The sequence below is a fragment of the Thiohalomonas denitrificans genome (assembly GCF_016841685.1).
Lineage (GTDB): Bacteria > Pseudomonadota > Gammaproteobacteria > Thiohalomonadales > Thiohalomonadaceae > Thiohalomonas > Thiohalomonas denitrificans_A.
In genome coordinates this window covers 26,716-46,689 of sequence record NZ_JAENYR010000019.1, presented here as the reverse complement: position 1 = coordinate 46,689, position 19,974 = coordinate 26,716, and the positions used below count along the sequence as shown (strand labels likewise).

Genomic DNA, 19,974 nt, shown 5'->3' with positions numbered 1-19,974 from the left:
AAGGGATGCACCAGAAACGGGTCGCCGCACTACTCTGCCATCATTCGTTCCCGGGCGCATTGCGCTCCTCAAGACACTCCCTACCGCCCATTTCGAAGTCGCGACAGACCTGCGGGCGTCGGGCGTAGATGGTGCACCGCATCGTCTCGCGGTCGACTGCCGTGCACCAGCCATCATCACGACGGTACATGACCTGTCCCCCCCAGTCTGTCCAATCGGTCATCGACTCGGGCACATCGTTGTCATCGATGAGCAGGACCTGCAGCCGACAGCAGTTGGCTCTACAAGTATCGCAGGTAGACATCCGTTCATTATTACACAGAACGCCCCGGCGGATTTGATATCCGCCTGGGGAGTTACTGGGCGTAAAGCGCACGTCGATTTTGCTTCCGAGCAGCCGGCCCACCCCTTGGCGGCGGACCATTCGCATCAGCATCCCCTACACACCTGGACAGAGTGCGGTATTCCGTTTTGCTACGCTGAGAAAGAGCGTTCGCGATGGAGTTTGGACATGGGGCGACCATGTAGCCTATGCAACAGGCAAGCAGGAGATAGCCTGGGGCCCCGTTTGCCCGGGGTATCGTGCCGTCGCTTTCTTCGGCTGTACAACGATGAGTGAAGACCTCGCCCCCGAACTGAAACCTCTGATGGCGGCTCTGCTGGATGGCGACCATACCTCTGCTCTGAGGGAAACGCAGGCTCTCCTGGCCTCCGGACTGCCGCGCGAGCGAATTGTGACTGAGGGCCTCGAGGCGGCCATGAGCAGACTCGACGAAAAATGTACGGTAGAAGGTTTCAATCTTCTGGAGATCATGCTGGTGGGACGGGCGGTTTCGGCCGTCGTCAACGAGCTGTATCCGGGAGGCGAGCCACCGACCGCCGGAAAGGCAACCTTCATCATTGCGACCCTGGAGGGCGATGTCCACGACCTCGGCAAGAACGTTACCAAGATGGTGCTAATCGGCAAGGGATACCGGGTGGTCGACCTGGGGAAGGACTGCCCGGTGCAGACGGTGGTGGAAGCGGCAGCACGGGAGAATGCCCGGGCGGTCCTGGTCAGCGGTCTGATCACGTCGGTGATCCGCGAGGTGCGGAAGGTCCGCCCGGCCCTGGCGGCAAGAGGTCTCGAACACATCACCATTGTCGCAGGCGGCGCGGCGCTGAAGCAGGCGACGCCGGAAGCGCTGGATGTGGACTATGTGGCGGAGACCGCCTTTGATGGAGCCCGCTTTCTCGACGACCTGGTGGGGGATGCGCAATGAACGGTCTGGAAAGGGTAATGGCGGCAGTACGTTTCCAACCCACCGACCGGCTGCCGGTGGTACCGCAACTGTTCGGCCATGCAGCGGTCCTGGCGGGCATCAAATTGGTGGACTACCTGCACGACGGTGCACTGCTGGCCCGCTGTCAGCTCTCCGCCGAGGCCCGCTACGGGCATGATGCCGTATTCGCCTTCATGGATTTGTCCGTGGAGACCGAAGCGGTCGGTTCAACCCTGCTTTACCGTGATGAACTTTACCCGGATGTCGCAAAGTACGCGTTGAGGCCGGGTGATGACCCGGCAAGGCTGCGGATCCCCGAGCCCCGGCAAGATGGACGCATGCCGGAACTGTTGCATGCCGTTTCGCTATTGCGCCAGGAAGCGGGTAACCGGTTGCTGATTGCCGGTAGCGTGGTGGGACCCATGACCCTCGCCACCCAATTGGTCGGTATCGAGGATGCCCTCTATTTCGCCGCCGACGATCCGGACGGCTTCGAGCGGCTGCTGGACTACGCAACGGACGTTATCATTACCTTCGGCAAGGCACAGTTGCAGGCGGGAGCGCACGTGCCGGTGGTGTTTGACCCTTCCGCTTCCCCGGCGGTAGTGCCGGCGGCGTTTTTCCGCGAGTTTTTGCTGCCCCGCTTGAAAAAGGTGCTCTCCGCCTTCCGGCAGAACGGTGCAATCACCACCTGGCTCAATATCGCCGGGCCAACGGCACCGATTCTGCCTTTGCATGCGGAGGCCGGCGCCGAGATCGCCAACTTCGATTACTACGTGAGTGCCACCGAGGCCCAGCGCTGCCTGCCCCACACCTGCCTGGACGGCAACCTCAAGTCGCTGGATTTTGTTGAGGCCACGCCAGAGCAGGTCTTCAAGACCGCGGCGGCGCTCCGCGACAGCTTTGCCGGACGGGGCGGGTTTCTGCTCTCTTCCGGCTGCGAGATCCCGCCTGAATCGAAACCGGAGAACATCGAGGCCATGATCGCCGCCTGCTCCACGGTGCCGCCATGGCAGTCCTGACCATCCATTTCTGCGGCGAAGTTCACTCGCTTTCGTTCGAGCCCGGCTCGTCGGTCCGGGATTTGTTGGAGTCCACCGAGTTTCGGGTGCGCTCCGGATGCCGTGGTAACGGGGCCTGCGGACTGTGTCGGGTGCGCCTGCTGTCGGGTGCGGGCGGACCGGTGACCAGGAGCGAGCAATTCCACCTTCACGAGCGACGGCTGGAACGCGGGGAGCGGCTGGCCTGCCAGATGCACCCTTTGGACGATCTGACGATCGATGTGCTGAACCCGGCAGCCCCCTCCAATTGGCACGCAACACCGGAGGGTCTGTGGCGGCGGGGCGATATACCCGGCTCGGACGTCCTCCGTGAGTTGCCCAATGTAAGGCACCCCTGCGGGCTTGCCATCGACGTGGGCACCACCAATATTTGTCTTTCGGTGTTCGAGTTGCCCGAAGGTCGCTGGTTCGCCGACCGCTGGGGACGCAATCCCCAGGGAGCGTGGGGGGCCGACGTGCTGACCCGTCTCAGTGCGGCGGCCGCGTCGGAAGAGACTGCGCAGGAAATGGGTGAAGCGGTGGCGGATGCGATCGGGGAAGCACTACAGGATATCGCTGTGCGGCATGGCCTGGACCTGCGGCGGATCGCCTGGATCACCCTGGTCGGGAATACGGCGATGTTGTGCCTGTTCACCGGCCGGAACTACGCGCTACTCCTTCGCCCGGAAAACTGGACCGAGTTTATCGACTGTCAGCCAGCCGACTATACGTCCTGGACCGAACGATGGTCCGTCCATCCCGAAGCGGAGATGGAGATATTGGCGCCCCTGGCGGGGTTTGTGGGTTCGGATCTGTTGGCAGGAATAGTGGCGACCGGGCTTTCCGAAGGCATTGCACCGGCCCTGTTTGTGGACGTCGGCACCAATTCCGAAGTCGCTCTCTGGGACGGTCGCACGCTGCATGTGACTGCAGCGGCAGGCGGGCCGGCGTTCGAGAGCAGTGGAGATTTCGGTATGCCTGCCGAACCAGGAGCGGTGTACCGTGTCTCCTCTATAGAAGGACGTCTGGATTTCCACCTCTTGGGCGATGATCGGGCCAAAGGGGTGTGTGGCTCGGGTTTGGTGGACCTGATCGCCCGCTTACGGGAAGGGAATATTCTTACCGCTACGGGGAATTTCATGCAAAAACAGGCTTACGCCTTTACGGTGGGCGGACAGAAAATGCTTCTCACCAAACGGGATGTCGATGCCTTTCAGCGAGCCAAGGCGGCTATTGCCGTGGGCACGCTTGCCCTCTGCCGTGAAGCGGGGATTCACACGCAGGAGCTGCGGCGAATCTGCGTAGCCGGGGCCTTCGGACGCTATCTCGATGTGACGAGCGGACAGGAAGTCGGATTGTTGCCACCGGTGCCGCCGGAGCGGGTTGAGCTCGTGGGAAACACCGCCCTCGCCGGTTGCGCCGACGTGATGCTGTCGTCGGAAGCAGCCGAGCGCTTGTCCCGGCTGCGGAAGCTGCCCAAACTCATCAACTTGTCATACTATCCCGCTTTCGACGACCTGTTCCTTGAAAATCTTTACCTACGCCCGATAAAGGACGATTGACGTGACTCACTCGGACCATCACCCGCTGTCCCACGGGCAGGAGAAGCTCGACGCGGTCATCAAGACCGCCCAGTATCTCGCGGGGCTGCAATCGGAACGCGATATCTGGGCCGAACTGGGAAAGGTAGCGGTGCATTTTCTCGGTGCCGACCTGGCCGCATTCGTTACCCGCCGGACCGACGGGCAATTGGTGCTGCACCATTGCGTCGCGGCCGGTACAGCCTGCTCTGACCTCGTCAAGGCCACCAATCACACCATGCGCCAGGTGTTTGAAAATGGTTTCCTGGCTACCGAGCAGGTGAATCTGGGCGAGGACTACGCCCTGGCATTCCTGGCCCTGAACCAGGGCACGGCGATGGGGGCGGTAATGATTATCGGCCACCGCCAGGCCGAACCGTTGTCGCGAAAAACCCTCAATCTCTACCTGGCTGTGGCGGGCCTGTTCAGATCTACGCTAACGCGGCTCTCCTCCCAACATCGCTTTATTGCCATGGCCAACAACGTGCCGGAGATGCTGTTTCAGCTCGTGCGTTATCCGGACGGGGCGTTTCAGTTTGCCTATGTGAGCGAAGGATCGCGGGCAACGCTGGCTGTGACGCCGACGGAGCTGCTGGCCGATGGGGACTGCTTTTTCTCCCGTCTGCTACCCGAGGATCGGGAGGATTTCGAGGCGGCCACCCGGCTCACCCGGACGGTCGGCCGCGTCAATCGAGTCTTTCGCTGGCAGGACCAGGACGGCAACGAGCGGCATATTCTGTTCAATGCCATGCCTACGCTACAGGAGGACGGCAGTATCGTTTGGGACGGTGCGGTACAGGATGTCACCGAGCGAGAGCGGCTGGAGGAGCAACGGAAGCAGTTCCTGTTACGGTTGGAAAGGAGCATGGAAACCACGGTGGAAGCGATGGCGTCCACCATAGAGAGGCGCGATCCCTATACGGCCGGACACCAGCGACGGGTGGCCGACCTCGCCGCCCACATCGCCCGGGAGCTGGAGCTGCCCGAAGAGGAAGTTCACGGCATTTTCCTTGCCGCGAGCATCCATGATGTGGGCAAGATTCACGTCCCGGCCGAAATCCTCAGCTTTCCCGGCAAACTCGGTCTGATCGAGTTCGATCTGGTCAAGACCCACGCTCAGGTGGGTTACGAAATCCTGAAAGTGATCGAGTTTCCCTGGCCGGTCGCCGAGATGGTGCTGCAGCACCACGAACGTCTGAACGGCTCGGGATATCCCCGGGGGCTCAAGGCCGACCAGATCATCACCGGCGCCCGCATTATCACCGTAGCTGACGTAGTGGAATCCATCGCATCTTTCCGACCCTACCGGCCCGCTTTTGGGACCGAAAAGGCATTGGAAGAAGTGACGCAACAGCGAGGGGTTTTATACGACCCGCTGGCGGTGGATGCCTGCCAAGGTCTGTTCGAGGAAAAAGGCTATAAGCTGCCTTCTGTGTGATCCGGAGTGGGGGTGCGTTTGCGGGATTCCCGCAGTCAGGATGTTATCATGAAAACATCATAAGATCGGATAAAGCGAATGGATCGAGCAACCAGGATCTACGCGTGGTTTTTACTTGCAGTGGGGATCGCCTGGCTGATCTGGGCGCTCTACGAGGATCCGCAGGTCTCGGCCATCAATGATGTGCTGTCGCAAGACACCGAACTGGCCACCTATCCCTACCCCTTTCGTGTCCTTCGGGTGGAGGGAAACACTGCTGTCGTTTCGACGCCCCGCTCTCCGCAGGTCCCGGTCGCCCGAATTATCGGTATCCTTTACCCGGCCGTGGCTGGGCAGAGTGTGCAGAGCCCCGCCTTCCAGCAGGCGCAGATGGATTTGGCGAAGCACCAGCAGCGGGCCAAGGCCGTCATCACCATTCAGCCCGGCATCGACGCGGTCCGCTGGGAGCTGGACCGTCGCTGGCTGGCCGGGCATGGAATCGAGCCCTGAACCGAAGCTACACCGCCGCGCCTCTACTGCGGAGCGCCCCTAACGTGTTCTTCTGGACAAGTCGAATCCGGTCACGGATCCTGCTCTTCTCCTCACGTAAGATACTGCGGGTAAACTCTGGAGATATGCATTATGCGAAAAACGACCAGAATCGGCGCGATTGCCTGCCTGCTCGCATTTTCCGGGGCGATAACGGCCGCCGATGTGAGCGGTCGCGCGAATTCAGGTCTGGATGAGGTGGATGTTAGCATCACCTTCGGGTCGGATAGAGAACAAGAAAGAAGCCGAACAAGGGCGCGATCAAATCCGAACATTCCTGCCGGGCACAAGCCGCCTCCCGGGGAGTGCCGTATCTGGTATCACGGGCGCGAGCCGGGACAGCAACCCCCTCCCGGAAACTGTCGCCAATTGCGTAAAGAGGTACCACGCGGGGCCAGCCTGATACGAGGTTGAAACCGGGTAGTGCACGCGAACCCGGCATCACTCCCCTGACAATAACGGGTTCGAGTCACGCGGTGACAAAGATATCGGATCTGAAAACAGCGATGAAGAACAAGATACGCATTATCGGACTCATGTGCTCGCTACTGCTGCTTTCCGCATGTGGCGGACCAAAGACGCCTCAGGAAGTCACGCAAGCCTTTTGGACAGCCGTCAGTCACGGTGATGCGGATGGCATCGTCGGCTACTCGACGCTTAGCGACATCGAGGGCTACGACCGCTTCTCCCGCGACGACTGGGCGGATATCGAACTGTCATGGGGAAAGGTGGTCATCGATACGGCTGATGCCGAAATCGTCACCCGACTGTCAAACCCGGAGGCTCCCGGCGACAACCTGGCGTTTTCGACCCACCTGGTCCGGCAGGGCGAACAGTGGAGGGTGGATTACGCCCGCACCGCCGATGAACTGCGGGCCAGAGCTGCACTGGATGGCCTCGTCAACAGCGTCGGTGCTCTCGGCCGGGAGATCTCCAGCCAGTTCGACCACGCCTCCCGCGAACTGGATGCCAACATCAAGAGCATGGCAGAGCAGGTGCGTACCTTTTCCCGGTCGCTGCAGGAAGACGCCTCCGAACGTGTGGAACACTACGGAGCGGAGCTGGAGAGGCACATGGGTGAGCTGGCCGACTCGATCGAGCGTGCCCTGAAGGAACACCGGGACAAGACCACGAAAGAAGACCAGGACATCCTGCGCGAAGTCGTCAATGATCTGCATGAAAGCAGTGACTCCCTGGCCCGCCCCACCACGGAGTCCATCGCCGATAGCAGCGATGCGTTACTGACCGCACACCAGCGGCTCGATACGGTCGAAGGCGACGAATTCGATTCGTACAAACAGCGCTGGCAGGAGTGGCTAATGTACTGTCTCATGCTTGGCGATACTTTCAGAGCCCCCCAAAAACGTCAGGACAAGGCGTAGCGCGCGGGCGATGGTTGTCCCTTGTCAAGCGCTACAACGCCGTCATGGCGTTTTTGGGGGGCTCCCTTCGGGCGACCCGCTGAAAGCACCGCCAAGCATGAGACAGTACACAAGACCTCCAGTCGAAGATGGAAGAGCTGCTCGAGCCCTCCGCCACCGGAACGTGATATACGCCCCGGTGGCGGCCGGTAAGGCTGCTCGCTAAAACCGGTAGCGGACGTAGGCGGCAATCACGTGATTGTCGTAGTCCAGGCCCTCACTGCCGAGAGTGAGCACGGTCGGCAGCGTATCGGGCTCGACCCCGTCCACCATCCAGTCATCGCTCTCGAACCGCTCGTAGTAGTAGGCAAGCTCGGTCGAGACCGTTTCGCTGACCCGATAGCGAGCCTGCGCCTGGATACTGGTCACCGAGCTTTCCAGGTCCGGAAAATCGGTCTCGTTCCTAATGCCGATCTTTCCGGTAGCGTCGGAGCGAACGTAATCGAGGCTCAGGTTCAGCCCTTTCTGGGTGAAGCTGTCGTGGAAGACCTCCCACGACACCCCGACGCCGGCACTGTTGATGTCGTCCTCGGTGGTTGCGAACCAGTCGGGAACCGAAAAGTTCTGACTGCCGGTCTGCTCGTTGTCGTGGACTTCCCGGCTGGCGAAGCCATGGAAACTCAGGCTTCTACTGACCAGCACCGTGGCATCGAAGCTGACGCTGGTGTCACGGCTCGAGCGCAGCCCGATGGCCCCGTCCGTATAGTCGTTGTCCCGATAGGCGAATTCGACTCCGAAGTCGATGTGTTCTCGCGGTGAAACGGTCAGGCGCGCCTCCGCCCGTTCCTGCTCCCGCGATGCCATGTTGAACTTCACCATCAGCGGGTTTTGCTCCGGGATCGCGGCATCCACTACCCGGTATTCCGACGCATCCCGATCCGCATAAGCGAGGCCGACGACCAGCTGGCTGGTGGGGTGGAGCCGGGAGGCGGCTTCGGCCCAGACGGTGGTCTCCTGTGTCTCTTCGACCTCCTCATCGGGCCGTCTCTTTCGATCGTAGTCCGCGCCTGTCGACACCCGCGTTTTCGGCGTCAGTTGATAGCGTCCCTGCATCGCTAACCGGCTGTCCCGGCGGTCGTACTGCCGGTTTTCGCGGGCACCCGGCAGAATGGCATCGGTACTGACATAATCGAAGCTGTCGGTGGGCGTCTCATCGTCACGCTCGTCGTGGCGAAAATCCGCCTGCAGAGTAAGACGTTCATTCCAGGCAGACACCAGCCTCGCATCGAGATTGGCGGTGCGGATTTCACCCTCGAGCGAATCCCGGGGCAACCCGCCCGTGGTGAGGGAGGGGTTGACCGTATACGGCAGGAATTCATCATTCTGGGTCATACGCCCCAGCGACACCCTGGCACTGGCCCGGGTCGCTTCACTGACATCGTATCGGCCGGACAGGGTCACCTGATGGAACTCATTGTCCGGCGGCAGCGCCAATTGCCCTTCGTTGGCGCCGGTCGGGTCGCCGAAGGGGTTGTCCCAGCGCAGTGACCGGTTATCGTCCCGGAAAAATGAGCCGTAATAGCCGACCTGAACATTCCAGTGATCCCCTTGATAACCTACCCCCAGATCAAGCTGTTCGGTGGTGTAGTCCACCGGTTCCGGCAGCAGGGCGCTGCGGAACAGCACCGAACCGCCGATCACGTTGAGCCCCTCCTTCCTCTCGCGCCGGAAGTCGGCTGAATAGCTCCAGCGTGAGGTCGGGGTAATCTCCACGCCGACACCGACCCGGCGACGGTCGGTCCGCAACGCGACCGGACGCAGGCTGTTGTCCAGCTCGGTCATGCCGTCGGTAGTGCCCGCCTTGACCCAGTTATCCGGAAGCTGCAAGTCGTTGCCGCCGACTCCGGTGAACGGGGTCTCTGCCCTGTCGGAGTAGAGCCGGGGTATCTCCAGGTAGTCGACGCCGACCCGGTAACTACCCTGACGACCACCTTCGAGCCGGACACTCCGGCTATCCAGTGCCAGACGCGAGCTGTTCAGTCGCCAGTAGGCGGCCTCCTCTCCCCGGTAACGCAAGTCCGCTCCGAGAACGAGGTAGGCGCCGTCGTCGTCATAGCCGGTGTAATTGCCGAAGCCGAACTGATCTTCGTCCACGGAGCCGACCCCCAACTGCACATCACCGCTGAGTCCACTCTCGAACAGACAGTACTTGCACTCCCACTCCGACTTGTCCACCTCTCCAGCCTGGGTCCACAGTTCAGCGGCCGCACCGCTGGTTGAAACTCCGATCAGGATCAAGCCGACCACCGGCTGTCCTGCCAAAAAACGTCGATTCAGTCTGGTCATACATCACCTCTTCAGGTTGACCCCGGAGGGGTGGTTGGAGCCGTGCACCTGGGAATGGCAATTCATGCAGCTCTGTCCGAGCAGCAGCCCCGCAGTGGGCGATGCGCCGGACAACAGGTCGCCGGTGAAGGCGATGCTGGGATGACCCGCCTGTGAATGGCAGCGCTGGCACAGCAGAGGCGCACGCTGCGTCAGTAGCGCCGGATGGTTCGAGCCATGGGGTTGATGGCAGTGGGTGCAGTCTTCGCTAACGGGAGCGTGCTCCCAGAGGAAGGGCCCGCGCTTCTCCGCATGACACTCGTAGCAGGTCTGATTGAGTGTCGAGCGCCGCAGCATCGATTCGGTCAAGGAACCATGGGGTTCATGACAGGATCCGCAACTCATCAGGCCATAGCGCAACGGATGCGACGAGGCACGGTAACTCTCCGAACGCTCCCGCGTATGGCATTGGAAACAGACCTGCGGCTCTTCCGAGGGCGTGAGCACCGGGTCATGGGTGGTATGGATCCGATGACAGTCGGCACAGGCCACCTGTCCGGTCTGGTGGGCACTGCCACGCCAGTCGTTTCGGTGACGGTCATCGTGACAACTCAGACAGACCGCATTCTGCTCGGCCACCGGTGTTTCCGCCCCGCGATGGCCGAAGTCGCGGATCGGCGGCCGCTCTTCCTCGTCATCATCGATGGCCATGTCGGCGTGTTCGGATCCCGGTCCGTGGCACGTCTCGCACTGCAGTTTCGCGAAAGGCGTGCGTGGGTCCGAGCTCTCGGCATGTTTGGTCTTGAAGATATCCATGACGGGAAACTCGGAAAATTCGTCATGGCACTTCAGGCAGCGGTCAGCGCCGCGGTCGGTGTAGGTCGGCGAAGTCTCTTCGCTTTCCTGCGCCGATACGGTGAAGCCGATAGAAATCAGGAACAGAAGGGCCGCAATGGCATAAGCCCGTCGTTGTCGCATAAGGCACCTCACAGGGTCCACTTTAAAGGGGCCGGCCTCCCTGCCGGCTTAGCTGTGGTTTCGATCCCCGGCGCAGGCGCCCGAAGGCGCCCGCGCTGGCCTCTATTCGATGCCGTGCATGACGGCAACATCCGCCGTACGACCCGGGCCATGGCAGGTTTCACACACCTCGATTCTTCCCGCTGCCGTTACACGGTCGACATTGAACTGTGCGCCGTTGTATTCCATGTGTGCCTGGGCAACGGCCTTGTCATGGCAGGAGGAGCAGACCGCCGCGGTCGGCGTGATCATCAGGTCGTTAGCCGGATCGGTGTCGACAAAATCCGAATCCGAGGCCGTCCCCGCATCCGTGGTGTCGATAACGCTCGGCAATACCTCGCCGGCGAGTGGCAGCGCATAGCTGTCACCGTCATGGCAGGTCTGACAGTTGCCCAGAATCCCCGGGAAGCGAAGCCCGCTGTAGTCATGCACGCTACCCCGATGCCCGTAGAAGACAACGGGATTCTCGCGGAAGCCGGTGGCATGGATGGCATGGACCAGCCGCTTGAAGTCGATGGACTCTTCCAGCTTGCCATCGATACCGCTGACCGCACCGGCCGGTCGCACGGAGATGTCGGTGTTGTTGGGGTTGTGGCAGGTAACGCAGATGGCGGTGTCGTTCACGCGGTTGTTGCCGTGCAGCGACAGAGTCTCATGGCACTGCAGGCACTTGGCATTGTCGACCACCTGACGCCGCGCCCGGGCGGAACCATCGCTGATGGCGAAATACTCCACGGCGCTCGTGATCGGGGTGTTAACGATCACACCGTCCACATCGGACTTCGGATAGCCCTCGATGGCCACCGAACCGCTGCCCGCGGCCTGTGCCGCGAGCGGCAGGGGATCGGACGTTACCGTGTGCACCCCGGTGCCGGCATCGTAGGAGTGATAGGCCGGGTCCAGGGCACCACTGCTCAGGAAGGCAATCTGCACCGCCTTGGAGACGCCGTTGGCGCTATCGGTATTGGTGTAGTCACGACTGTCCCAGGCGATATTGAGTCGCAGGGTGCTGGTCGCCCAGTCCGCCTCGGTGAGGTCGTAGGGCGCATCGCCGTTGGCCGGATCGGTAATGGTGAAGTTGGCACTGACCGTCCCGGTGCCCGCATCGTAGCTCGCCCCGGTAATGTTATAGGCGAACCGCTCTCTCGCCACATGCGTCGGGATAACGTGCGAATCGGCCACCGGACCGGCCGAGCCGCTACTGGCGTGGCAGCCACTGCACATGCTGTTGTCGGCGACACCGCCCGTATGGTTGAGCCCGGTATCGAACTCGACGTCGTCATGGCAGGAGCCGCAGGCCTCGGCGCTGGGACGATTCTTCCAGTTGTCCGCGTCCGGGGTATCGCTGTCGGCGCCGTCATGGCACTTCGTGCAGTTGCGCACGTCCTGCGGAAAGTGCAAATCGGAATAGTCGTGCTCGCTGTCGCGATGACCAAAGATGCTGTAGGTGCCACCTGCCACGACGCTGGGCAGATTGGCCCCCATGTGCAGCTTGTGGAACAGGACCTTGGCGTCGATGGTGTTGCCGCTGTTGGCGTCGGCGCTGCCCGGATTGTGGCAGGTCACGCAGTAGCGGGTGTCGATGCGACCGCCGCCGTGGAAAGCGAGTTTGCCGTGGCACTCATTGCAGGAGTCGGTCTTCACGATCTCGCGGCTGGTGATGCCGCTGGTGGTCCCCGTGGAGGGCTGCCAGGTGTAGATCACATTGGTGACCGGCACCCCCTTCTCGAGCTGCATCGCCAGGCGATGGGTCCGGGAGGGTTCGTAGGGGACCGCCACGGGCGAGGTCACGTTGGTGATATCGGTGGCAAAGGTGTAGGTGTAGGAGCCATCGCCATTATTGACGAAGGTGCCATTGGTGGCGCTCTCATAGTTGGCCTGCACCTTGTCTTCGGTGCCGGATCCGACGCTGCCCGCCTCTTCGGTCTTGTTGATATAGTTTTGCCAGGCACTCGGCTCGCCATTGGCGCCCGGTTTCAACTGGGCAATGGTGAAGCGCACATCTCCGGCGGTCAGGCCGGTGAACGGCATGCCGTACTCGTCTTCGATGTAGAACTCGACGACTGGTGGACTCTCGATTTCAACGCTGGAGACCTGAACGTCCAGCGCCTTCGCCGTTGTTACGGTGCCCGGTCCCGGCTGACCATCGGCGCCATCGCTGCCATCACTTCCGCAGGCAGCTAGAGAAAGAATGAGCGCCACGGCTAGCAGCGCATGAACGTGCTGAAGTACTCGACGAACAAACATGTTTAACCCCTCCTCGCTCCCGAGTTTCCGACGCGGCGACCCTTGGAACAGGATTTTCGCGGCGGGTGACGGGATCCAGCGGACCCCGGTGTTCTTGAAGACACCTTGTTCTCGGAAATTGATTGTTAGACCAAGTTTTATTTATGTATGCATCAAATCACACCCAACACCTAACCAATTATCATTGCGAAAGGCCAAAAGCAAGCACTCATCGCATGTAATTGCTTGAAAAGCCGCAGCTTTTGCGTTTTATCAAATTTTGGCTACAGAATGTGCCTTCTGATCATCCGGTCGGAGGGGCCGAGATACTGTCTGAGAAAGGAGCGAAAAAGGTTCAAAATGGGTCAAAATCCTTTTCCGCTGAAAAAGCACCAGCATCGACGGCTCCAATACCATCGGTCCAACTCCCAATCGCTTCGGTCCCTGTGGGACTGCCGACCCACTATCTGATGACCCCCACCCCCGGAAACCGGGCGGAATTCCTCGCATCTTTGGATCGCAGTCTGCAAGCGGGGACCCGCCTCATGCAGTTGAGATGGAGCCGGAAGCCTATGCGGAACTGGCCAGGGAGGTTATCGATTTGGCACACCAGCACGGCTGCAAGGTGTTGCTTACCGGTGATCCGGGGCTGGATACACCAAGGCGCACTTGGATATCGAACCGCTGGGCTGGGGCGGGTTAAAGCGGATTGCCGAGCAACTCGCGATGCCGCTCTATGCGCTGGCTGGAGTCAGCGCGGACGACGAGCGAGAGGCCATTCAGGCCGGGACGAAAGGCGTGGCGGGGCATAAGGGTTACTGAGAGGTATAACGACCAAAGGAGAGGAACAGCAGTCCTGATTTGATCAGGGCTTGCACAATTTTGTCACTGTGGCAGCGGGTTCACCGCGGCAACTCCAGCGTATCTTGCCACCCTCCACGATTGGGCTTAATGTCATCTTCAGCTGGTGCTTCCTGCCGGTAATCACCATATTGCCCAGCTCATTTACCTCCAGCGCGGCGATAAGGTCCGGGCACTTGCTCCTGAACTCCGCATCAATAGCCTCTTCCCTGATCACCTGCCGAGCCACCCGTTCACGAAGCTCCATAGTGCACATCAACATGGAGGCCGAAGCGATCTTCGCGAGCGACTCCTCGTCTCTTTTTGGCAAGCTCAGCAGCAGTATCCCGAAGAGCAGGACAACACCGATTATCATGCGAGCAATCATCTACGTTCCGTCCGGCATTCCTATCAGCGATTTGCAGATCGCAGGCTGGTTTGGCGAGAGAGCCAAGGGAAAGTCGAGAAGAATTGTAACCGCTCGCCTGGGTGATCGCCCACAGCCCCGGCAATCCGTCATCCCCGCGTAGGCGGGGATCCAGCAGTCGATCTCAGAATACATCCTGGCCAAGAACCGTCATCCCCGCGTAGGCGGGGATCCATTTTGGGCCATGCTTTTGTTCTCTGGATTCCCGCCTACGCGGGAATGACGGACGGGGTGAGTAATTGCGAAGAATTGTAACTGCTCGCCCGGGTGATCGCCCACGGCCCCGGAATCGCCCACGGCCCCGGAAATCCGTCATCCCCGCGTAGGCGGGGGATCCAGCGGGCGGCTCTTCTCCGCTGGCTACGCGCATTACGTCATCCCCGCGTAGGCGGGGATCCAGCAGTCGATCTCAGAATACATCCTGGCCAAGAACCGTCATCCCCGCGTAGGCGGGGATCCATTTTGGGCCATGCTTTTGTTCTCTGGATTCCCGCCTACGCGGGAATGACGGAGGGGGTGAGCAGTTACGAATTTTAAAAGGAAGGGTTGGGTGAACAAGGCACCGGCTTGACTGCAGGAACTCTAACAAGTCTTTTCTTCTCAGCGTTTTTTTGCGAGCGAATAGTCACGGGCTCGACGCCGAACGTCGCCATCAGCCACCATTCTATCCAACTGCTTGCCCAATTGGCCGACATCCAGGCCCTTTCCACGGAGCTTCTCCCGCAGGAGGCTTTCACTGATGTCTTTCCGCTCTTTGAGGATATCTACGATCACCACGCTGAGATCCGTCAATTGAGGGGAAGCCGTCTTCGGGCGTTGCTCCGCCGAATTGGATGACCTCTTCCTATTCGCGTCATGCGCCCGCTTCGCCTGCCCGAGAAGCTCAGCAATTTCCCGGTCCAGTGCATCAGCAGATAGCTTGTGTTTTAGTATCGTCCGCGCTCGCTTCTCGTGAAGCTCACGGATCTGAGCGTCGACCCCCTGGAGGTCTTTGGCATGCTCGAGCCTCAGTTCCTTCTTGCGTTCTTTCAGCTTGGTCAATTTCGACGAAAGCATTTCCATATCCATTGGGTCCCCAATTTTCTCGTCCGGCCTGAACAACATTCGGCAGCCCGGACTGGTGGGCCACACTCTGCTCAAAGTAGTACCGAACCATCGGCGAAGCATCTATTTAAACGCAAATTTGTGCGGACGCGCACGAAAACAGGTGACATTTGGCAGTGTGCCTAACAGACTTCCCCTCTTCCGTTCACTTTTCCCGAAACCCGATGGATATCCAGTAATGCATCCCTGGGCAAAGGTGACCAGACCGACTGAGCCATCTTCGGACCAGAATATATACACGGCGGCTTCTCCCGCCATAGGATGCCGGTCAGGCGCGAACTGCACCAACCCGACCATCAATGGCGTTGCAATCCATCACTGCGGCCGGGGCTACTTCGACACTCCATCTTCAGCGCGGGCAATCGGCTCGCTGCAGCGTTTGACAGCAATGACCAATACTCGTATCAATGGCCCGGTAATCAGTCCGCTCGTGATGGCTACGATCCTAGACCGAATCAGGTTGCCCATCCGGGATGATCTAAACACCCTTTATTCCATAAAAACAGCCATGTACCTGGACGGTTCGTGGGGATTTTCAAGACCGCCTCTTCCATCTTGCAGGCGAACACCGGAAGGATTGAAAAATGACAGAAGCCGAGATGCGGATTCAGCAACCCGCCGCACACGAAGTAGTCGACGAAACCGAGGTGTACCACGATCTGCTGCCGCTCGATGGGGCGCACATCATTGAATTAGGGTGCGGTGCCGCGGCACACACCCGGGCTATTGCCGAGAGTGGGCGGCCAGCCTCCACGCTCGCCTGCGAAGTGGATACGGTGCAGCACGAAAAGAATCTGGCCATCACCGATTTGCCGACCGTGACCTTCAGCCACGCCGGGGCGCAGGCGATCCCGGCAAAAGATGGCAGCACCGACATCGTGATGATGTTCAAGTCTCTGCATCATGTGCCAATGGAGGCAATGGATGATGCAATACAGGAGATCCGGCGGGTACTGCGTCCCGGCGGACTCGCCTACATCTCCGAACCGGTTTATGCAGGCGACTTCAACGAGGTGCTGCGCCTGTTCCACGACGAAAGGGCCGTCCGCGAGGCTGCTTTCAACGCCGTGCGCAGAGCCGTCGAACAGGGCGCACTGGAGCTGGAGGAGCAGCGGTTTTTCAATACCTTGAACCACTTCAAGGACTTCGCCGACTTCGAACGCGGGATCATCGGCGTCACCCACACCGACCATCAACTGAGCCCGGAACTCCTCCAGACCGTGCGTGACAAATTCGAGGGCTTCATGGGACCGCAGGGCGCACACTTCGCGATGCCTATTCGGGTTGATTTGCTGCGCCGGCCCGTCTAGCAGCCTGTCCAAGAACATCGTTTTTTGTAGGTTGGTGAGTTATGCGAACCCCAATGCTGATTTGGTTGGGCTTCGTTCCTCAGCGCCAGCCTACCTTTTGGAGCCCATTGCTATTCTCGGACAAGCTCCTGGTGCCATGACGTGCGCCTCTACCTCTGGCACCCCAAATGAACGGTTTCGTACGCAACCTCTTGCGCAATCCCACTGACGCGCTTGAATGATGATTGATACCCAGCGGGAGGATGACCATGGACGAGCCCACCTTCGGCAAACGCGAAACCGTGGCAGACGGGGTCGAGATACTCCCGTCGTACCTTCCGGTTCCCGGGTTCGGCGTGCTTCCCGTCAATGCATTTTTGCTACGAGCCGCTCAGCCGATGCTGGTCGATACCGGTCTCGCCATGCTGCGGGAAGGCTTTCTCTCCGCACTGAGCTCCGCCCTCGATCCGAAAACGCTGCGCTGGATCTGGGTGACTCACACCGACGCCGACCATGTGGGCAATCTGGCGGCGGTACTGGAAGCAGCGCCCGAGGCACGGGTAGTCACAAACTATGTCGGCATGGCCAAAATGACCATGCTCGGGTTGCCGGTCGTCGAACGGGTTTACCTGCTGAATCCGGGACAGTCCCTGAACGTCGGTGACCGCACCATCCAGGCAGTCAGACCGCCCACCTACGACGCCCCGGAGACGACCGCCCTGTTCGATCCGGTTTCCAGGGCATTATTCAGCGCCGACTGTTTCGGCGCCCTGCTCAGTTCACCCTACGAGGACAGCCGACAGGTCCCGGCCGACGAACTGGACGAAGGACTCACAACCTGGGCCACCGTAGATGCTCCCTGGCTTCGCGTAGTGGACGACCGTCTCCACAGGCAGGCGGTCACAAGCTTTCTGGAGCACAAGCCAAAAACAGTATTAAGCAGTCACTTGCCGCCCGCGCCGGGGATGAACGACCGGTTGGGTGAGCTCCTCAACCGGGCCATCGATGCGCCCACCTTCGTTGGACCGGATCAGGCGGCAATGGAGCAGAGGCTCGCACGGTAGCGAAAAGAAATTCCACCCGTACACCCCTATCCCGGAGGTCGACGGGAGGAAGCTGAGATTATGGGGATGGTTACCGGGAGGCTCAGCGTTCGAACACCACCGCGTCGGGATTGGCCCCCAGAGAGCCGAGGGCTTCTTTGATGCCGCTGACGAACCTGGGCGGACCGCACAAATAGAACCGTTGATCCACATCAGTGATATGCCGTTCGAGAAACGCCTTGTCGATCCGTCCCGACTGACAGCCGGAACCCGCCTCCCGAGAGCAGAGGTAAGTACAGCGCTCGCCCAGGTAGTAGCGAAACTCCTTGGCGGTGATCACATCGTCCGGCGTCTTGTTGGAAAAGAGCAGTGAATTCCCCACCAGCTGCCCATCCCGGGCCAGGGTCCGCAGAATCGCCATAAATGGCGTAATCCCTGCCCCGCCAGCAATAAAAGTACCCGGGCCTTGGTAGGTGATCGTCCCGAAGGGCTTGGATATCAACAGGCGATCCCCGGCTCCCAGGGCATGGAGCTTTTCGGTGACGCCCCGATGTTCCGGGTAACCCTTGATAGTAAACTCCAGCACCCGGTCTTCCGGCAGCGAAGTCGGGGTAAACGGCCGGGTCTCCTCCCGCCAGTCCGGCGCATCCAGGGCAAGCTCGACCCCCTGACCGGGGGACCACTCGAAGCCCTCCGGCTTGCTGACAATAAAGCGCTTCACGTCGTGGGTGACGAACTCGGACATCAGGATGGTCGCGTTTTGCATCTACCCTCCCAAACCGTTACTGCACACCATCAGTCTAGGACAGAGTACGCAAAATACGCGTTCCAAATTGGTGTCCATGCGTGTAGGAGCGACGGGAGTCGCGATATGCCGAATCGCGGCTTCCGCCGCTCCTACTTGTATTTCGATGTGTCGCCAAAAGGAGCGTGCTGGACACAAGTTCGGAACAGCTATCTAGCCAGGACAGACTCAGCTAGCTCGGGGCATAACAGTGTACGACCGAACTTACCTTGCCGCATCCGCGCCTCTTACGGATGGATTGACACCGACACAACGGAGCCCACATATTGGGGCCACCGATTGAAAAGGAGCCACACTGATGCGACTCAGGGATCTTCGCACCCAGCAGGGGATGACCCGGGAAGAGTTGGCGGCGCGCCTCGGCACAGAGCCGGTAAACATCGCCCGCTGGGAGAGCGGCGACGCCCTGTTGAGCGTTCGCCAGGCGAAGGACCTGTGCATGGTGCTGCATTGCACGGTGGAAGAACTGCTCGGCTGGGAGATCGAGCCCGAGGAGTGGCCGGAGACGCCGTTCGCCGTCACCGATACCGGTACCCCTTACGGAACCCTTACCATAGAAACCACCGTTGGCCACCGCCAATTCCCCATCGACGAACGGGCACGGGAATCGCTCCTGGAACAACTCGAACCGCGCAAGCCCCTGCACGCGGAAGGCACCCCGGATGGCTGGCTCTACGCCTGGACGCTGAACAACAAAATCCTGCTGCTTAATCCCGCTTTCGTCAGAAACATCGAGTTGATAGGGGATGATGTCGAAGCGATGCCCGGGTTTGAACACCCCGAAGTCTATCGGGCACTGGATGGCTGGGGCCACGAAGCGATCACCGGCCAAGTCCGAAAAGCCTGCGAAAGGCTGATTGCGGAACTCGGCGAAGAACGCGCCCTACAACTGGCCACCGACTTGCGGGTGACCTACGACAACGGAAAAGACGAGTGGAGCTACCTCAATGAAGAGGTCGTTCCGGACCTGTTCGCCCTCGAGTTCGGACACGCCCATGTACCACGCAGCGCGTTCGTGGAGCTGGCACAAGAGGGTCACTATCGCTCGCGGTTCGTAAATCTGGAACATGTGGTCGCCATCGAAATCCCGGCCGAGCGCTACCACCGGTTGAGCGTCGTGGAATAGAACGCATTCCCCAGCTCGCGTAGGGCGCATTCTTGACCGCCACCATCGTTTGGCAAAACCGGTACTTTTTCAGATTTCACCACCATTGCATGGGCCACATCCAAATGCGCCGACTCCGCTCTCCGCCGAAAACGGTGCATTTGCAGAATGCACCCTACGAGGAGAGCCCTTGCGTAGGGCGCATTCTTGACCCGCCACCATTGGTTGACAAAACTGTAGAGTTTCAGCGTGCGCCAACCTCGCAAGGGGCACATCCAAATGCGCCGACTCCGCTCTCCGCCGAAAACGGTGCATTTGCAGAATGCACCCTACGAGGAGAGCCCTTGCGTAGGGCGCATTCTTGACCCGCCACCATTGGTTGACAAAACTGTAGAGTTTCAGCGTGCGCCAACCTCGCAAGGGGCACGTCCAAATGCGCCGACTGGCCCGGCTAAAGTTGCTCCGGGAGCGCCGCGACAAACGATTTATCCGGGTTGTGACCGACCAAAGCGGGATTACCATCGGGATTTGTGGGTTAGTGCAAGAGGAAAGATCCTGAGTCTGTTCGCGTTGCCGCCAGGGAT

Annotated in this window: 17 protein-coding genes and 1 pseudogene; 11 read left to right on the top strand and 7 right to left on the bottom strand. The window is 60.3% G+C overall.

The window, feature by feature from the left end; all coding sequences use genetic code 11:
• Positions 1-40 precede the first annotated feature (40 nt).
• On the bottom strand, positions 41-304 hold the full coding sequence (locus Q7L05_RS06185) for a YkgJ family cysteine cluster protein (RefSeq protein WP_317623099.1): 264 nt from the start codon (positions 302-304) through the stop codon (positions 41-43).
• A 307-nt stretch (positions 305-611) separates the two neighbouring features.
• Between Q7L05_RS06185 and Q7L05_RS06180 the strand changes: the two genes are divergently transcribed.
• The 7 genes and pseudogenes from Q7L05_RS06180 (at position 612) to Q7L05_RS06155 (ending at position 7,230) form a co-directional block, all read left to right on the top strand.
• Positions 612-1,262, top strand: a complete 651-nt coding sequence (locus Q7L05_RS06180) for a cobalamin B12-binding domain-containing protein (RefSeq protein ID WP_303903514.1) — start codon at positions 612-614, stop codon at positions 1,260-1,262.
• The gene (locus tag Q7L05_RS06175) at positions 1,259-2,284 is read left to right on the top strand and encodes a uroporphyrinogen decarboxylase family protein (protein WP_303903512.1); all 1,026 of its coding nucleotides are present in this window, start codon (positions 1,259-1,261) and stop codon (positions 2,282-2,284) included. The genes Q7L05_RS06180 and Q7L05_RS06175 overlap by 4 nt, the downstream gene beginning before the upstream one ends.
• Positions 2,272-3,864 carry an ASKHA domain-containing protein gene (locus Q7L05_RS06170; RefSeq protein WP_303903510.1) on the top strand — a complete coding sequence of 531 codons (1,593 nt, stop codon included), beginning with the start codon at positions 2,272-2,274 and terminating at the stop codon, positions 3,862-3,864. The genes Q7L05_RS06175 and Q7L05_RS06170 overlap by 13 nt, the downstream gene beginning before the upstream one ends.
• Position 3,865: 1 nt before the next feature.
• The gene (locus Q7L05_RS06165; RefSeq protein WP_303903508.1) at positions 3,866-5,320 is read left to right on the top strand and encodes an HD-GYP domain-containing protein; all 1,455 of its coding nucleotides are present in this window, start codon (positions 3,866-3,868) and stop codon (positions 5,318-5,320) included.
• A 78-nt stretch (positions 5,321-5,398) separates the two neighbouring features.
• Complete coding sequence (locus Q7L05_RS06160) at positions 5,399-5,809, top strand: hypothetical protein (RefSeq protein ID WP_303903506.1); 411 nt, start codon at positions 5,399-5,401, stop codon at positions 5,807-5,809.
• A 312-nt stretch (positions 5,810-6,121) separates the two neighbouring features.
• Positions 6,122-6,262: pseudogene (locus tag Q7L05_RS17565) on the top strand (tetratricopeptide repeat protein); the annotation flags it as partial.
• 92 nt (positions 6,263-6,354) lie between these two features.
• The gene (locus tag Q7L05_RS06155; RefSeq protein WP_303903503.1) at positions 6,355-7,230 is read left to right on the top strand and encodes a hypothetical protein; all 876 of its coding nucleotides are present in this window, start codon (positions 6,355-6,357) and stop codon (positions 7,228-7,230) included.
• A 201-nt stretch (positions 7,231-7,431) separates the two neighbouring features.
• On the opposite strand, the gene Q7L05_RS06150 is transcribed toward Q7L05_RS06155, so the two are convergent.
• The 3 genes from Q7L05_RS06150 to Q7L05_RS06140 form a co-directional block, all read right to left on the bottom strand.
• Positions 7,432-9,555 carry an MtrB/PioB family decaheme-associated outer membrane protein gene (locus Q7L05_RS06150; RefSeq protein WP_303903501.1) on the bottom strand — a complete coding sequence of 708 codons (2,124 nt, stop codon included), beginning with the start codon at positions 9,553-9,555 and terminating at the stop codon, positions 7,432-7,434.
• Between the two features lie 3 nt (positions 9,556-9,558).
• Positions 9,559-10,512: a DmsE family decaheme c-type cytochrome gene (locus Q7L05_RS06145; RefSeq protein ID WP_303903498.1), complete on the bottom strand. Its 954-nt coding sequence runs from the start codon at positions 10,510-10,512 to the stop codon at positions 9,559-9,561.
• Positions 10,513-10,614: 102 nt separating this feature from the next.
• Entirely contained in the window at positions 10,615-12,798 is a 2,184-nt protein-coding gene (locus Q7L05_RS06140; protein WP_303903495.1) for an OmcA/MtrC family decaheme c-type cytochrome, read from the bottom strand.
• Positions 12,799-13,446: 648 nt separating this feature from the next.
• On the opposite strand from Q7L05_RS06140, the gene Q7L05_RS06135 reads away from it, so the two are divergent.
• Entirely contained in the window at positions 13,447-13,599 is a 153-nt protein-coding gene (locus Q7L05_RS06135) for a thiamine phosphate synthase (RefSeq protein WP_303903492.1), read from the top strand.
• Positions 13,600-13,642: 43 nt separating this feature from the next.
• Here Q7L05_RS06135 and Q7L05_RS06130 read toward each other — a convergent pair whose 3' ends face one another.
• Complete coding sequence (locus Q7L05_RS06130; RefSeq protein ID WP_303903489.1) at positions 13,643-13,993, bottom strand: hypothetical protein; 351 nt, start codon at positions 13,991-13,993, stop codon at positions 13,643-13,645.
• Between the two features lie 651 nt (positions 13,994-14,644).
• Positions 14,645-15,112: a hypothetical protein gene (locus Q7L05_RS06125; RefSeq protein ID WP_303903485.1), complete on the bottom strand. Its 468-nt coding sequence runs from the start codon at positions 15,110-15,112 to the stop codon at positions 14,645-14,647.
• 620 nt (positions 15,113-15,732) lie between these two features.
• On the opposite strand from Q7L05_RS06125, the gene Q7L05_RS06120 reads away from it, so the two are divergent.
• Together Q7L05_RS06120 and Q7L05_RS06115 are read left to right on the top strand one after the other, a co-directional pair.
• Complete coding sequence (locus Q7L05_RS06120) at positions 15,733-16,458, top strand: class I SAM-dependent methyltransferase (RefSeq protein WP_303903482.1); 726 nt, start codon at positions 15,733-15,735, stop codon at positions 16,456-16,458.
• A 248-nt stretch (positions 16,459-16,706) separates the two neighbouring features.
• Positions 16,707-17,501, top strand: coding sequence for an MBL fold metallo-hydrolase (locus tag Q7L05_RS06115; RefSeq protein ID WP_303903479.1), 795 nt, complete (start codon positions 16,707-16,709; stop codon positions 17,499-17,501).
• An 82-nt stretch (positions 17,502-17,583) separates the two neighbouring features.
• Here Q7L05_RS06115 and Q7L05_RS06110 read toward each other — a convergent pair whose 3' ends face one another.
• On the bottom strand, positions 17,584-18,246 hold the full coding sequence (locus Q7L05_RS06110) for an FAD-binding oxidoreductase (RefSeq protein WP_303903476.1): 663 nt from the start codon (positions 18,244-18,246) through the stop codon (positions 17,584-17,586).
• Positions 18,247-18,583: 337 nt separating this feature from the next.
• Between Q7L05_RS06110 and Q7L05_RS06105 the strand changes: the two genes are divergently transcribed.
• A complete protein-coding gene (locus tag Q7L05_RS06105; protein ID WP_303903473.1) occupies positions 18,584-19,411 on the top strand; it encodes a helix-turn-helix transcriptional regulator in 828 nt (275 codons plus the stop codon).
• Positions 19,412-19,974: the final 563 nt, after the last annotated feature.